General features: G+C 53.6%; 11 protein-coding genes. 3 read left to right on the forward strand and 8 right to left on the reverse strand.

What is annotated here, in order from left to right; genetic code table 11:
* Nucleotides 1–3,144, reverse strand: coding sequence for a T9SS type A sorting domain-containing protein (locus tag IPH75_14565; GenBank protein ID MBK7143294.1), 3,144 nt, complete (start codon nt 3,142–3,144; stop codon nt 1–3).
* 227 nt (nt 3,145–3,371) lie between these two features.
* Here IPH75_14565 and IPH75_14570 point away from each other — a divergent pair, with 227 nt between their 5' ends.
* Nucleotides 3,372–4,469, forward strand: coding sequence for a hypothetical protein (locus IPH75_14570; protein MBK7143295.1), 1,098 nt, complete (start codon nt 3,372–3,374; stop codon nt 4,467–4,469).
* A 48-nt stretch (nt 4,470–4,517) separates the two neighbouring features.
* Nucleotides 4,518–4,685, forward strand: coding sequence for a hypothetical protein (locus tag IPH75_14575; protein MBK7143296.1), 168 nt, complete (start codon nt 4,518–4,520; stop codon nt 4,683–4,685).
* A 71-nt stretch (nt 4,686–4,756) separates the two neighbouring features.
* Here the strand turns inward: IPH75_14575 and IPH75_14580 are convergent, their stop codons facing one another.
* The 7 genes from IPH75_14580 to IPH75_14610 all read right to left on the reverse strand — a co-directional run bounded on the left by IPH75_14580 (nt 4,757) and on the right by IPH75_14610 (nt 12,040).
* A complete protein-coding gene (locus IPH75_14580) occupies nt 4,757–5,797 on the reverse strand; it encodes a nitronate monooxygenase (protein ID MBK7143297.1) in 1,041 nt (346 codons plus the stop codon).
* A 690-nt stretch (nt 5,798–6,487) separates the two neighbouring features.
* Nucleotides 6,488–6,901, reverse strand: coding sequence for a GNAT family N-acetyltransferase (locus IPH75_14585; GenBank protein MBK7143298.1), 414 nt, complete (start codon nt 6,899–6,901; stop codon nt 6,488–6,490).
* Between the two features lie 6 nt (nt 6,902–6,907).
* Nucleotides 6,908–8,137, reverse strand: coding sequence for a right-handed parallel beta-helix repeat-containing protein (locus tag IPH75_14590; protein MBK7143299.1), 1,230 nt, complete (start codon nt 8,135–8,137; stop codon nt 6,908–6,910).
* Nucleotides 8,138–8,246: 109 nt separating this feature from the next.
* The gene (locus tag IPH75_14595; protein MBK7143300.1) at nt 8,247–8,441 is read right to left on the reverse strand and encodes a hypothetical protein; all 195 of its coding nucleotides are present in this window, start codon (nt 8,439–8,441) and stop codon (nt 8,247–8,249) included.
* A gap of 57 nt (nt 8,442–8,498) precedes the next feature.
* The gene (locus IPH75_14600) at nt 8,499–9,215 is read right to left on the reverse strand and encodes a queuosine precursor transporter (GenBank protein MBK7143301.1); all 717 of its coding nucleotides are present in this window, start codon (nt 9,213–9,215) and stop codon (nt 8,499–8,501) included.
* A 106-nt stretch (nt 9,216–9,321) separates the two neighbouring features.
* Nucleotides 9,322–11,361, reverse strand: coding sequence for a M13 family metallopeptidase (locus IPH75_14605; GenBank protein ID MBK7143302.1), 2,040 nt, complete (start codon nt 11,359–11,361; stop codon nt 9,322–9,324).
* Between the two features lie 235 nt (nt 11,362–11,596).
* On the reverse strand, nt 11,597–12,040 hold the full coding sequence (locus IPH75_14610) for a CoA-binding protein (protein ID MBK7143303.1): 444 nt from the start codon (nt 12,038–12,040) through the stop codon (nt 11,597–11,599).
* A gap of 188 nt (nt 12,041–12,228) precedes the next feature.
* Here IPH75_14610 and IPH75_14615 point away from each other — a divergent pair, with 188 nt between their 5' ends.
* Nucleotides 12,229–16,365, forward strand: a complete 4,137-nt coding sequence (locus IPH75_14615; GenBank protein ID MBK7143304.1) for a sigma 54-interacting transcriptional regulator — start codon at nt 12,229–12,231, stop codon at nt 16,363–16,365.
* Nucleotides 16,366–16,478 lie beyond the last annotated feature (113 nt).

Genomic DNA, 16,478 nt, shown 5'->3' on the forward strand with positions numbered 1-16,478 from the left:
TCACCGTAACAAAACCATCTTGCGGGCGGTCACCCGATCTGCCGCCTGGAGGCGGTAGAGATAAACTCCGGAAGCCACCTGATTGCCGGATTGATCGGTCCCATTCCAAACAACGCGGTAGTCGCCGGATGGCTTTTCTTCATCGAGCAATCGTCGCACACGCTGGCCAAGAATGTTGAACACCTCGACTGTCACCCGACTGCGTTCAGGCAGGGAAAACGCTATGACTGTGGTCGGATTGAAAGGGTTGGGGTAATTCTGTGCCAGGAAAAAGCCGGGTAAGGTCGGTGTCACAGGCGCGAGGGAATCGATCAGGTTCTGGGCTTTCTTGTAGATCCATTCAATCAAACTCCGCGCGCCAGGTTGTTCAAGATACCAGAGGTGAAACCCAAACGTGAAGGTCAGGGTGCTGTCTACCTGCTTCATCAATCCGACCGGTTCAGTCTCGACCAGGCTGGTTGCCGGCATGGAGGACCCAAACTGATAGATCACTGTTGTCAGGCTGTCCGGGCGGAATGCGGATACATGCGAAGGGGTGGCAGATGGCCAGGCGTTCGTCAGGATCGACTGAAACGTACTTCTCGTGCTGTCGTATCGGACCTCGGGGGCATCGGCGACTGGCACCACATACGAGAAAGCCAGCAGGCTATCGACATATGGCGCGACGGCACGGTTGCGATAGTAGGCCCAACCTATGGCAAAGATCGAGTCAACTCCAAAGTACTGATTCACCAGTGCAGAATTCCGCGAATACCATTGTGGCATGGTATAGGAATTGAATTCCGGACCACCCAGATTGGCGAACTGGCCGCAATAGACCAGCACTCCCTTGTACCCCAAAAACCTGGCAAAGCCATGTTCTTCGTCCTCATACCAATTGCGCAAGACATGGTCCCGAATGTTGTCATCGACTATGACAATTTTGTATCGGGTGAAGAGCCGCCAGTCGAGACAGGCAGGTAGAGTCGGATGACATCCGGCGAGGCTGTCTGCCAGGGAATAAATATCGTAATCGTACCCTTGCAGAACACGTTGATAGAACTGGTCAATGGAATCCTCAACGGTATAACTTCCAAAGCGAAGACCATGCGTCAGGACCAGGAAATCCTTTTGTGGTTCATCGACCGTCCAGACCTGAACATGGCTCGCATGGTCGCTCTCGAAACCGCTGGAATCGATCGCTGTCACCAGATAGAGACTACCGCTCGACGGGCCATTATCGACAAATTCGGTTTCATCGGAACCGACAGTCGCGAAGGGGGTGATCGCATAGAAGTAGTAATCGATACCGCCCTCGGAGACTGTGTCAATCTCATCTCCAGTCGCATTGGTTGAATAATGCGGGGGGTACCAGTTGTTGGCTGCCACAGTGTCGGGAAAGCGATAAATGTTATACTGGCGCACGGCCGCTCCGGCGGAGGCGGACCACCTCAGTCTGGCTGACTCGTCGCTTTTGACATAGAGCATCGTGTCGATCGGCACAGGCGGAGTGAGGGCCGTGGGAACCGTCACCGCCATTGTCGGTGAATTCAAGCGTGATTCACCTCCAACCATGTGTCGGACCGCGAATGTGTATCCTCCCGAGTGAGGGAGAGAATTGAGCGTAAGATCATTTTCCTCAGTGGTGACGATTATCGGGAGCGAATCAGGGGAGTACCAGGGGGGAGACACCCCTGCATGGCGGTACTCTTCCAGGGGAATTGGCTGTCCAAGCAGTTGGTAACCGTCGATTCCACCGCCTACCCAGGGATCCCAACTCACGATGATTGAATCGCCGGTGACGACCGATGTTCGCAAGTTGGTCGGGGGATAGGTTGGATCACGAAGCAATGAGGCGAGTGAATCGGCGATCCGGCCGTGAGCGATCAGGCCATCCAGATGAAGGGACTGCACGTATAGCTCAGGCGCCAGTTCCAGGAAGTCCTTGATGTGTGGGTCTGTGTGAATGTCGGCCGCAGTCAGGAGCGCGTATTGGATTCGGACCGAGGAATCGGGAAGGAGATCAAACGGACCGGCGGAGAGCAGGAAGCGAACATCCCATCCATTAATCAGGTCATACGCTCGCAGAGTATCGGATTGCGGGAGCCACTCCGCATTACCCGCCAATCTGCTGGTCATGACCTGGTCGAAATCCCACTCCGGTGCACTCAATACATGATATTTGTTGCGGTCACCCAGGGGATAGCCGGTTCCGCCGGTACCAAAATCGCGCTCGTTGGCGCGAAGCATTGGCCCATAATCAAGGGCACCGAGTCCACCGCCTCCACCAACATACCAGTTGAAATTAGCACGCCCACCGAACGAGGTGTAAAGCACTTTGGCCGCGAAACCTCGCTCAAATGTGACACTATCCTCAAGGTCGCCGTCTATGTCGACCACATAGCCTATTCGCTCAGATGGAATGCTCCCGGCGACATCATTGAGATAACCCGCTGAATTGAGCAGACCGATATCAGGATCAAAATAGAAGCCCACATATCCCTGTCGTATTGTATCAGGGCAAATATTCGTGATCACCAGATCGTAGACGAGACAATACTGGGCGTCTTCGCCGTCCCAGACGTAACCTCGATTGGCAAACAGCAGGTTGAGCGGCCGGTATCGCGTGTCATCAAAGTGGTCGTTGGTGTAGGCAGTGCCGGAGTGAATGGTATCATCGAAAATCGCGCTGACTCCGAGTTGAGCAGGTGAGACGCATCCATTCAGAACCCCTTTGTAGCCGGGGGAAGGAAATCCGACTGGGAGCAATTCTCGAGACGATAGCCAGCCGTCAACAGCGATTGAAACCAGGGTATCCTGTCCGACTATTCCGCCTACCCAGATACCTCCGCCAAATAAATACTCTTTTTCGCTCCCGGCAGGCGACTCAAACGAATGTACCTTGACCGAGCCCGGTACCTCGGTACTATATGGCCTGCCAATTTGTCCAAAGCCGGTCATATTGGATCGGAATTCGTTCGTGGAGAACTCGAAATTCGGAGCCGGCCATTCAAGCGTTTGGGATGCGGAAGCGTTTAGTACTAATCGACCCGAGTCGGGGGGATTGTATCGCTCTAAGGGTCGCGCCTGGGCATGGCAGAATCCGAGGACCAATAGACATGAGATGAACGTCGGCTGAAATGTGCTATACCGATTCAGTACCATGTTCCCTCCCAAGGCGTGGCGACACCTTGATTGGCACTAGGACGTAGAACGTCTGCTATTAATCTAATCTGTTTTGTCTGGCTAACAAGGAGTTTGCAGCCGATACCATTGGTAACCGGTGAAATACTACAGGCATAGAGGACAAGTAGGGTGGCGATTTTAGGTGGTAATCACACATTTGTCAAAGTTAATTGTAGAATGGTAGATGCTCGGCAGGTATGCTCAAAATGATGAATAGACAGGACAATCTAGCGATATATCGCTTCATCCTGCTTCTGGCGGTTGTCGTCGTCGGGGCATCTCTGGCCATGGCCGGTGCCAAGATCTGTGCCAAATGCAAGAAGCCGATTGACTCCGGGAAATGGTTTGAAATAGACGGTCGCACTTACCACTACAATCATTTTGTGTGCGAAAACTGCGGCAAGCCGATCGGCGAAGAGAACTATTTCGCAAGAGACGGGAATTATTACGACTCGCTCTGTTTCGTGAAGCGCTTCGCCCGACGGTGCGCCTATTGTGACCAGCCAATGATGGAATGGGTCACGGTGGCCGGCCGCGATTACCATGATGCCTGCTTTACCGAACATGTTGCGGATCGCTGCGCCATATGCGGCAAACCGATTCTTGGCAATTATCTCTACGACAGCTATGGGGCAAAAGTCCATTCGGAACACAAAACCGAGGCGAAGCAGTGCGACTATTGCAGTCGGTTCCTGACCGCCGAATCAGAGGGGGGAGAGCAATACCCCGACGGTCGGACCGTCTGTGGACTCTGTAAAAAATCAGTGGTTAGTAGCCAACACGAGGCTGACTCGCTCTTATTGGTCGCCAAGGCGTTGCTCCGGATGCAGGGGATCGTGATCAAGCAGGGAGATTTCGACCTGGAACTGGTGAGTCGGGAGGGGATGAGTGCGCTTTCGGATCGTCCGGGCCCGGAAAAGGCCGGATTCACCCATATTCAGCAGTCCAAGTACCTCGGCGGACTTTTTAAGGATACCGAGGTGAAGATATACATTCTCGACCGAATGCCGCGCATCCACTTTATCGCCACCGCCGCCCATGAGCTGATGCATGTCTGGTTTGGCCTCAATGATCGGTTCCACACTGAAGATATTCTGGCCGAGGGGAGCTGCAATTATGCTTCCTACCTGGTATTGCTGAATTACCCGAAGGAGGTGGACCATGTCATCGACCGGATGATGGAGGATGACGATCCGATCTATGGCGAGGGATTCCGGCGGGTCAATCGGTATGTTGAGGAGGTGGGGATCGCGGCCTGGTTGAATTATATCCGGGAGTTTGATCATCCACCCTGGCAGAAGTAGCGATCCGTTGAATTCGATGCTGAAAAAACTTGCGTCCGGATTACTGAGATGACCATACTATCTGTGGTCGGGCGGAACGCCGCCGCCGGATCCAGAGCATTAGGCTCACAGCGCAGTGCGTCGGCGAACAACACTATCCAGCAGGAGGCCGTCATGGCTAAGGGAAAAGACAAGGGAAAAAAGGAAAAGAAGAAACCGCCGAAAGCCAAGAAGTAGGCATTTCTCATTCCCGTTTCTCTTACAAGCGGGATGTATTCCGAAGATGATAAGCCCACCACCCGGTGGGCTTATGCTTTGAGGGTGGAAACCGTCGCTCCATCGGGAACCTCATTGAAGTCCGATTCCAACTGATTCATCAATTCCGCCACCGAAATTATCTCGGTGATCCGATAGGCATTGGCTCCCGCGAAAGCGAAGCCGTGGGCCAGCTTTCCTTTTTGTGCATTGATCAGCGCCTGGGCGATACAGTAAGGCGTCGCAGCAACATCGCATGTCGAGATGCAATGGTACGGGCATTTGTACGGCTTCTTCATACCGGACTCGACATCATTCAGATAGTCATTTCTGATCGCCCGTCCGGGCATGCCGACCGGGCTCTGGATGATCACAATATCTTCTCTTTGCGAGTCGACATACGCTTGCTTAAACGAGGGGTCGGCATCGCATTCATGAGTCGCTACAAAGCGAGTCCCCATTTGAACTCCCGCTGCCCCACGATCCATGATCGACCGGATATCCTGTCCGGTATATATTCCGCCACCGGCGATTACCGGGATCGGTTTGCCGGCGGATGAGCCGTGGCGGTCGGCAACCTCGAGTACGGATTCGACCAGCAGTTCCAGAGAGAATGCAGGGTCAAATATCTGATCTCGGGAGAAGCCAAGATGTCCGCCCGCTTTCGGGCCTTCGACAACTATGGCATCGGGCAGGTAGTCGTATTTATGGAGCCATCGCTTGCAGATCAATTCGGCCGCTCGGCCAGAGGAGACGATTGGCACCAACTTGGTATGCGTACTTCCATTGAGGTACGAGGGGAGGGTCATCGGAAGGCCGGCACCACAGAAGATGACATCGACCTTCTCGTCGATAGCCGTGGTGAAATACTCCCCATGATTTGTATTGGCCATCATGACGTTGAGGCCGATCAAGCCATCGGTCGCAGCCTTGGCTTTCCGGATCTCCCGGCGGAGGGCACGATTATTGGCTTCGATGAAGTTTGTCTGGAAGTCCTTTTCCCGGCTGCCGATGCCGGTCGACGCAATGACGCCGATTCCGCCAGCGAGTGCGACTGCCGAGGCCAGGCCAGCCAACGAGATGCCGACCCCCATGCCTCCCTGAATGATCGGAAGGGGAGCTGTTTTGTCACCAATGGTCAGTGGATTCTGTCTGAGGGAGAACACTAGAGTATTTGTCTCACTTTGCTGTCTAAACCGAAGATAGAATATACCGCTTCAGACTGAACAGCCGGCTCCAGTGAGAGGGGGAAATATTCGCGAATGAGGACCGAATGTATGATCAGGGTCATCTTGATAATTGTACGATAATTCTTGCCCTCCTGAAAGCCCTAGTTTGAGTATTATCGATAAAATGGTCCAGTCGGGGGAAAATACTCCGGAAAGAGCTGCTTGGTCTTGCTGGTAGTATCATGTAGTGCAAATGGTTATGGCGACAGGTCGGAGCATGGGGCAGGCGAAACAAATAGTATCCGGTGAGTTGGAGGGGGAGTTACTGTTGGAACGGGTCGGTTTCGGATGTTAAGGGGAGTCGGATTCGGGGGACAAAAAACCTGACGGTCCGGTTAGGGAGACGTCAGGTTCGGTTGATCTGTTGGGATTTAGTTAACTTGGCCCAACAAGTCTGTTGGGAGAGGCTAACTATCAGCCACCTCACGTGTGTCGCATTTCAAAACTGGACCACCTCCTTTCCCGTGTACTCATAAAACAATAATCTGAGCCGATGAGTTCAACAAAAACTTTGGCCCGGCCTCGAAAAAGTGGGGCCAGGTATGGCTTATCCGGTCAGCCGCGCCGTCCCGACTGGCAGTCAAAATTCCGGATCATCATGGCAGTCATTTTCTGGAAGCCGAGCTGCCGGTATCCCTTTTGGAGATTCGGGTCGCAGGTCAGGTCGATCATATAGAGGCCATCGAGCTGGGTCAGCATTCGTTCCATCAGCTCCCGCCCAATCCCGCGAAATTGGTACTCCGGGAGAACCTCAAGCAATGGGATATAGGCGCTGAGGATTTTATCCGAGATGGCGGTGACGAAGCCGACGACTTGATTGGTCTCGTCATCAATCGCCAGGACCACATAGTCGCTCTGCTGGAGAATACGAAGGTGCGTTTCCGGCGAGGGGGGATTCGGCCAGCCGACGAAAAAGCCAGTGAGTTGGGAAGAGCTGAGGGCAATACAATCAATTCGATAGCGAATCATATGTGCCTAGTACGTGGGACATGAAATGGGAATGTACCAGAAAGTGAGATACAATATTAGCGCAGACAGATCACTGATATCAATCACGCCCACACCGTTCATGTTTGCCTCAGTAGGGCACTGTAGTATCGGTCGTGGATTCATCGTAAGGTATCCTATCAACATAGATAGGTCAGAAAGGTCAGGAGTTTCGTATTGACTCATATTAACGTTTCCCCTTGGTCCAGTACAGCAACTACACTTCACGCCAAACGGCCCGATCTGAACACCACAGCTATTGTTCGCCGGGGCACAGGGGGAGTTGTCACGGATATAATAGTTACCGGTATCCGCAAAACAGAAGAGCGGGTCGGCGGAGAGATTGCCCTGGACATCGCCGGCGGCACCCTGGACTCCCAGATAATTCGCGCTGTCGTTTCCCCAGGAATCGCTGCATTCAACATACATTTCACCGACCCAATAATTAGACAACCCGTACCGTCCATTTCCGAATGCAATGGTATTGGACACATAGGAATCCTGACCGGCCGGATTGTCGGGAAGGATCTTCGGCATATCAACGAATTTGAAAATTCCATCCACGCCGTTGTTGCCGATCAGGCAGTTCTCGATATAATGATCACCATGATCGAACAATTGGATGCCGCACGAATCATTATCCAGCACAAGCGTTCTCACAATTCGCGCACTGGCTCCACTAAACATCGGCACTCTGCCGACTCTGATGCCGTTCAGATTTCTCTCGACCCGACAACCCGTGATCATCGGATTGCCATTGTTAAATGCAGCGATTCCATGGTGGGCGTTGTCAGAGACTGTGCAATTGATGATCTTCGGCGAGGTTCCGTCGCAATGGATTGCTCCGTAAAATCCCGGCATGGGCAACAGCAATTTGTAGGCGCCAGTGATCGTGAAGCCATCCACGACTGTATTGCTGTCCTCACCAGCGTGAATCCAGATACCGATATGCTCATCCAGATCCGTCCCACCACACTGGATAATCACATCCGAGCCATACTCTCCGCCACCTTTTAAGTAGACGGACTTTCCAAGGAGATCGATATCCCGATTTCCATCGCCGCTATATGTGCCGGGAGCTACCAGCACAGTGTCAAAATCATTAGTGGCATTGATGCCAGCCTGTATTGTCGGTTGATCAGCTGGGACATTGATGATCGCTGCATCTGATAGTGAAGCAATCAAAACTAGTGCAGTGCAGAATGATGTGAGTTTCACGGGTACCTCCGGGGACAGGTATGTCCACTAATCGTAAGGTAGCCGACAGGCAGCATTCTTGCAAGATTAGATTGCAAACGGAGATAAGTCTGGTATGGAATAGTACCGATTACCGGCGGCTGCCCAGCACACGAGCCGGAAAAAGAATCAGCGCACGCAGAAACTCGATCAGACCGTCGACCGCAATTCCGACAATCCGGAAAGGGAGGAGGACCAGCCAGACGATCGGAAAGAGCACCAACGCCAAGAGCGCCAGCGGCCAGGCGAGAAAAAGCAAAATCAACCAGAGAATGAATGTAGCCATATCGAATGATTCCTCTCCCCAATTATACGATTTCGAGATCAGGGATGTTACCAAAAACTAGTCGTCTGTCTTCAGAGAAAACGGCGTGAAATTGGTCTTCCAGTCAAAGTAATCTTCGCGCTCGATCCGTTTGAGGAAATTGACCACTTTGTACGTGAAGGGAGTGGCGATCACTTCCCAGAGGACTTTGAGTGTGTAGTTACCCAACATCACTGAGATGACTTGCTCATTGCTCCAGATACCCAAAAACGCAACGGGATAAAAGACGAGCGTATCGACTCCGGCGCCGACAATAGTAGAGCCGATCGTCCGGACAAAAAGGAATCGTCCTTTGGTCAGTAGTTTCAGTTTTGCCAGGACAAACGAGTTGGAGAATTCTCCCACCCAATAGGCGGAGATAGAGGCGAAGATGATGCGCCAGGTCGATCCAAAGACGGCTTCCAGCGAAGACTGGCCGTCCCATCCATCCGCCGGCGGAAGGGCAAGCACGACCCACGCCATAAACGACGCAAAGACCAGCGCGCCGAAACCTGCCCAGACGACTTTGCGCGCGCGGGCGTAACCGTAGACCTCGGTCAGGATATCGCCAAACAGATAACTGATAGGGAAGAAGAGAATACCCGCGCCAAATGAAAACTGCCCCCAACTCCAGATCTTACTCGGGCCGATCAGATTGGAGCAGAGCAGGACCGTGACAAAAAGCGCCATGATGAGATCGTAATAGCGATAGTGATGGTGTTCGTGCGGTGTGGGTTGCGGTAAAGGGGTCGTCATGGTATGCCAACATAACTAAAGTGGACTAAGCAAGTCAACCAGCAGAAACAAAAAAGAAAGGGGTGGCTGCAGTCAGCCACCCCATAAACGCTCTGATGAATCTTGGTTACCAGATCTTGATCATCGCATCGGGCGAACGAAGCATGGCGGCCTCGGACGCACAACCGAACGCTTTCTGGAACTCAACCATGTTCGCCAATGGTCCGCGGAGGCGGAACTCGGAGGGCGAGTGCGGGTCAGTATTAACCTGCAGTTTGAGTGCTTCCGGACGCATCATCGTGCGCCAGTCAGAAGCAAAGGCGAGGAAGAAGCGCTGTTCCGGAGTGAAACCGTCGATCTTCTCGCGCGATTTCCCTTCCAGCGCCTTCTGCAGACCGTAGTAGGATACCAAAAGACCGCCGAGGTCGGCGATATTCTCACCCAGCGTCAACTGACCGTTGATCTTCAAGTCGTCAACGACAACATAATTGCTATACTGCTCGACCAGCTTGTCGGTACGAGCCTTGAACTGGGTCATGTCTTCTTCTTTCCACCAGTTCTGATAAGAACCATCGGGGCCGAACTGCGCGCCCATATCGTCGAAGCCGTGAGTGATCTCATGGCCGATCACCGCGCCGATAGCGCCAAAGTTGGAAGCATCATCCGCGTCCGGATCAAATGCCGGCGGCTGAAGGATAGCGGCCGGGAAAACGATCTCGTTCATCAGGGGATTGTAGTAGGCGTTGATCGTCTGCGGCGTCATTCCCCATTCATTCCGGTCGACCGGCTTGCCGATCTTATCGAGCTGGCGCTGGGCTTCAAACGCCTTGCCGCGCTGGATCATCTCGAAATAAGGCATGGCCGAGGTGATCTGCAGTTTGGAGTAATCACGCCAGATATCGGGATAACCGACTTTGACCACAAAGGTGGAGAGTTTCTTGAGTGCGGCGGCTTTGGTCTCCGGAGACATCCAGTCAACCGCGTTGATCCGGTCACCCATGGACGCGAGCAGATGGTGGACCATCTCTTTCGCTTTTTCTTTGGCACGCGGCGGGAAAGTCTTCTCGACATACAGTTCACCCAACGCCTCGCCGAGTGCTCCCTCAAGATGAGTCAGCACACGCTTCCAGCGCGGGCGGAGTTCCTTCACGCCTGACAGTGTCGCAGAGTAGAAGCTGAAATTCTCATTGATGAATTCGCTGGAGAGATACGGGGCCGCCTGGTGAACCAGGTGCCAGCGGAAATAATCCTGCCAGTCGGCGATCGGGAGTTCGGCCAACATGCTGTTCAGGTCGGCGAAAAACTTGTCCGGGAAGATGGAGAAGCTGGCGATCTGCGGCTGGTCCATCGCTTTAAAGTAAGCGGCCCAGTTGAAATTCGGGGTCGCCTGATTCGCCTGTTCGATTGTCTTGATATTGTACCAGGCGGCCGGGTCGCGAAGTTCCACACTGGTCAACGACGCGTTGGCCAGGCGAGTCTCAAGCGCCAGGATCTTTTCGGCAGAAGCTTTTGCGTCAGCTTCGGAGTCACCAAGCAGCATGAGCATATTGGCAACATGGGTCACGTACTTGGCACGGATCGCGATCGTCTCGTCATCGGTACGCGTGTAATAATCGCGGTCCGGCAGACCGAGGCCGCCCTGCGACGCATAGAGAATAATATCAGTCGGGTTCTTCATGTCCTGATCGACAGAGAGGTCAAACAGGAAGTCGTAGCCCTGGCGATGGTATTTCATGATTGCGGTCTGGATATCGGCCGATGTTTTCAGCGTCTTGAAATATGCCAGATCGGCGGCAAGCGGGGTGGCGCGGTCGGCTTCAATTTTGGAAGTGTCCATCGCCACTTTATAGAAGGAACCGATCTTCTGACGGGCAGAGCCAGCCGCCGCTTTGGAATCGGCGGCGGCGGATTCGCAGATTTCGCGAAGAACGGTGTTATTGCGTTCGTACATTTCATGCATCGGCGACCAGGAACCGTATTCCGCGGGAATTTCTTTACCTTTGAACCAGTTGCCGTTGGCATAGGCCCAGAAGTCGTTGCACGGATTGACCGTGGTATCCAGTGCCGTGATATCAACCGCCTTTTGGGATTGATCGACGGCTGCAGCAAACTGCGCCAACATCAATGTGGCCGCCAGCATGACTGCCAGAGAAAAGATTCTCTTCATGATAAACCCTTTGTCTTGAGTGTCTCGAGCAAGGGGCGCGTCAATCTGATGCGCCCGGAATCCAACAAGCTACTATACGCGAAAGGGTTGTCAAATGTTTATTGGTGAAATCAGGGGCGAACGATTTTCTGCCGGAAGTTTATATCTACTTAATTGACAATCGTTTGCGATTTCGTCCGTCGTTACCTGTGTGACCGCAAACAGGTATTGGTGAACTCACGATGCAATTTCCGGCCTAGTACCTTCCGAACATCTTGGCCAGGAAGCGATGGAAGGCGTGAATCCCGGTGATCTCGCCCGCATACAGCAGAATGCATTTGTCACTGACCGTGTGAATACCGGCGTTGCGCGCCGTCGATTCTGCCTGACTGAAATCCCGACCGCGCTGAAACCAGAGATGTGAAAAACCTGCAGAGATCGCGTCCTTGACCACCAGTTCGGCGGAATGGGGCGCGACGGCGATCACCGCCGATTTGACTTCTTCCGGAAGGCCGACCAGCGAAGGATAGCAAGGATCATCGGCGAAAGTTGTACGCGCCGGGTGGACAGCATACACAGCAAATCCCCGGTCTTTCAGTTCGCGATAGATGATGCCGCCAAAGTCTCGATCTGAGACGCCCACGACAGCGATAGCTTTGGCCAGGCAGAACTGCTGGATATTTTCCGCTTGCGAGCTCATTCTCGTCCTCTCCTGAAAGTCGACAATCGAGGCAAGATTACAGAATCCGGGCCAATTTTCCAGCGAAAAATAGGCGTCGGCGACAGAGCAGCGAAGTTTCCGCTACCAGATACCGGGCCGTCTGGTTATCTTGCTACCGCGAAACGACCCATGATCCTAACCCGCAGATAAATCGGGGAGTAAATCTTATGCCTGTGTCGCGGTCCGGCCAGTACGAGCTTCAATCCCTTCTTTCTGCGCACCCACCTTTTGAGGTATGGCGCGCCAGGCATCCCCTGACAGGGTCAACCTGCCTGCTTAAGTTGTTGAAACAGGATGGATCGCCCGAATCGAAGGCTGCCTCGGATCTGGTAATCGCTGCAGTTAATCGTCACGCTATGATCCGAAATCGGCGAATTATTACTGCCCGACGGCTTGCTTCGCACAACGGCAACTTGGTTGTGGAGTACCCCTTTCTTGAAGGAGGGGACTGGCGGCCAGTTACTCCGACACTTCTGGCACAACACTGGTATCAGCTGATCGGCCAGATAGCACTGGCAGTCGATTATTTGCACCTTCGTGGGTTGGTCCATGGTGACCTGAAGCTCGAGAATTTCCTGGTAACGGAAGTAGGTGGCCGGTACGATCTCCGCATGATCGATCTGGATTTCCTCCAACTGGACAATTCCAAACCGCAGGGGATACTGTTCGGCACTCCCGGTCATATCGCTCCAGAGGTCACCGCCAATGATCGGATAGTGGCACAATCAGACTGCTATTCACTGGGTGTTTCTCTGCGTAGACTGTTGGAGTCGGTCGATGGTCAGCCGATCGCGCTGCCGTTCGACAAGTCGGCACTTGCAGCCTTAGTGAGCGATCTCACGATCGAAGATTATGTGATGCGGCCACGTTTCCTTTCAGATACGCTCCATCAGCATGGATTGCTGTCGTCTGACAAAGCGCCGCAGTCTCAGTACCAACTTCTCGCCATGATCGTCGGCGGACTCATGACTTCGCGGACGCGGCGGGCGCTTCGCTCCGGTCAGTTCAATCGGTTTATGGCCGCGGATCTTCATCTCTTTGGTCTGCCCGGTGAACTGTTGAACGCAACCTCGACCGCGGCGGGAGTTTCTCTCTCAAAAACGCTGCGAGTATGGAGGAGTTGGATCACCGGATGCCCTCTCGGGCGGCAGGCAGAGTTCTTTCATTTATCGCCTTCCGATCAACATCTCTTTGACGCGCTGGATGCTCTCGACAGAATAGTCGGGCACCAGGAGGCCCCGATCAGGTCGACAACAGCAGAGGATGTTCTGCAATCTGCAACGCGCTACCTGCAAAAGGGAGAACCGATGCGCGGGCTGAGGCAATTGCGCGGTCTATTGGACAGGGTCAGTGAATTGCCTTCATCGGATGGAATCTCTACCGCCAAAATACTGGAGAAGTCCGCCGAGTGCGCTGCGGAAGCCAACCGCCATTCTGAGGCGGCAAAGTTTTATGAAGCGGCGGCGCAGAGTGTGAACGGACCTGAGCATTTGACGTATCTGGGCGAGGCACTGCAGAGTGTGGGACGTGCTATGGACCTCGCCGAAGTGAAGCGGTTCATTGCTGAGATAAAGACAGGGCCGGGATTTCAGGCAAAAGATGCAATCGGCCTGTTGGTCAATCGTATCCAGGCATTTGTTGATCAAAATGAAGGACGGCTGGAAGAGGCTGAAGCCCTGCTGGTCAAAACGATCGCGGAAGCCGAACGGCAAGGCTTGCATGACGCGCTGACGCTGGCGACATACACCTATGCCGTTGTCGCCTGGCGACGCGGGGACTTTCCGACTGCTGAAGCCAGGTTGGAGCGGACACTCGCTTTCTGCCGGCAATTTCAGTTACCCCATCGATCCACTCCCGCGCTTTCTGTCATTTCACAGATCTGTCTTGATTCATCCGATTACGTGCGTGCGGTGATGTACGGCTCAGCGACTCGTCGCCAGGCAAAACGATCGCGCCTTCCGATCACTCTATCGGCGACCAGCGCATCGTTAGTCGGTTCCTATGCACGTATGGCGAAAGCGGCCAAGGCTCGCTTCTGGCTCCAACAGCTGTTGCGTGACTGTCAGGACGGACCGGGTCAACAACCGGCGACACTCTATTACTCATTGAAGGCCTTCGCTGAGATGCTAGAGGGGAAACTTGATGCGGCCAAGCTATCGGCCGGTCAGGTGATCGCACTGGCCGAGGAGAATGATTTCCGCACCCCAATGAAGGCGCGTCTCAATCTTGGTGAGATCCATCTCTGGCAAGGAAAACTCGATCTGGCGCGTACTCACTTAGAACAAAGTATGATGTTGGCCGAACGGATCAATGACACCGGTATCGTTTTAGAGAACAGACTTTTCCTTGAATGCCTCAAGAGTGATTTTTCAGAAGCAACCGGTCAGAAGATCCAGTCGCTGGTGGTCGAACTGGCCGCGGTTCGCTCGTACTATCGGGCCGCCACCGGGATCTTTCTTTTGCTCTATCATGACTACCCGCTTACCGATCATATCAAAGAGATCGTAGCTCAGATACACAAGCGCCGGGGAGCCCGCCGCGTCCCTCTGTTTGCAGCTCTGTCGGCATTGGTTGTGCAGACTGATACAGCTCAGTCAGGCGATTCGGCAGTCGCATTAGGATGGAAACGTGCTTATCAAATTCTCTCCAACTCCCATCAATTCTGGCTGGCGATGCTGGCAGCGCAGAAGATCGCCAGTTACTATCTCATGGCGGGATCGCACAAGCGCGGGAAGAACTATCTTCTTCAGGCACTTCGTCACTCCCAGACATTGGGAAACCGGGCCGCGGCTAGCCGACTCGAGGAACAGATCGCCGAACTGGAACGTCAGTCCGGTTCAGAGCGCTCCTGGATCGACTCGCTGTTGACTGTCAGTGGCTTGATGAAGGATCTCGGGTCGTATCATCAACTGTTGGACCGCCTACTTCGATTTGCGGTCGATCAGACCGGTGCCGAGAGAGGAATCATCTTTTTGCGTCGTGTCGATCGGCCAGGTCTTCAGCCTGCGGCGGCCTACAACTGCGATGAACAGAGCGTGAAAGAGCTGGGAGATTTTTCCGCCACAATTCCTCTCAACACGATTTCGCAGGCGACCCCGCTGTTTATCGATAATGCGCTTCTTGATTCCCGGACCAGTCGGTACCAGAGCGTAGTGGCACATAATATCATGTCGGTTGCCTGTATCCCGCTGATCCATGGCGACGCCGCTATCGGCGTTCTGTACCTGGATCATCACGCGTTGCCGTCGCTGTTCGGGAGTGAGGATCAGAAGTTGATGGCGGCGATCGCCAATCTGCTGGTGGTCACCATCGCCAAAGCGAAAGACCTCCGGGCGACCTCCGAACGAGCCAACCAGTTGCAGACTGATCTCGGCAAGTTCGGCGTATCATCCAGATTGATCACCCGTGATCCGCGTATGCTCAGCCTGCTTCAGATGCTGCCCAAGGTTGCCCGAAGTTCCACCAGCATCCTGATAGTTGGTGAAAGCGGTACCGGTAAAGAGGTGTTGTGCGACCAGATCCACCGTGAGTCGCTGCGTGCCAAGGAGACTTTCATCAAGTTGAATTGTGCCGGACTGGCGTCGACTCTGATCGAATCAGAATTGTTCGGTATTGGCAAATTAGTCGCAACTGGAGTGGCCGAACGTCCGGGGAAGTTTGAAGTAGCCGATGAAGGAACGATGTTCCTTGATGAGATCGCTGACATGCCGTTGGATATTCAAGCGAAAGTCCTTCGGGTGATCGAATACCAGCAATTTGAGCGGGTTGGCACCGCGCGGTCGATCAATGTCAATATTCGTTTCATTTTCGCCACCCACCAGGATCTTGATAAACTGGTCGCCGAAGGGAAATTCCGCGAGGATCTCTACCACCGGATCAGCCGGGTAGTGATAGAGATTCCACCCTTGCGCGAACGGCGAACGGATATCCCCCTCCTGATAGAACATTTTCTCAGCCTGTTCTCAGCGGACAAACTTCCGCCGCGCATTTCGCCTGAGGCCTATGAGATCTTGATCGCCCATCCCTGGCCCGGAAATGTCCGGCAACTTCGCAGTACGATTGAGGCACTCTGCCTTTTTTATCCGGGTGAAGAAGTCGCCCCGGCACAGCTTCCGGCCAAGATCCTTCGTGATCGGAGCACAGAGCCAGTCCCGCCCGAAGTGATCGACCTGGCTGAACGTGAGCGGTTCGAGGACGCTATGAAGAAGTGCAAAAACAACCAATCAAAAGCGTCTGCGCTGTTGAACATGTCTCTTACAACTTTTCGCAGAAAATTGAAAAAATACGGACTCGACCATCTCTGATCATACCCCGAGATTTGCCATTTTGCCGGTTTCGGCCGGTCGAGTGGCAAACTGCTAATTCCTTGATTCACACAGAGTAAACTTCCGGTCTGCCATCGCAAGCCTTCGCTTGC

This window comes from bacterium (assembly GCA_016708025.1).
Classification (GTDB): Bacteria; Zixibacteria; MSB-5A5; order GN15; family FEB-12; genus FEB-12.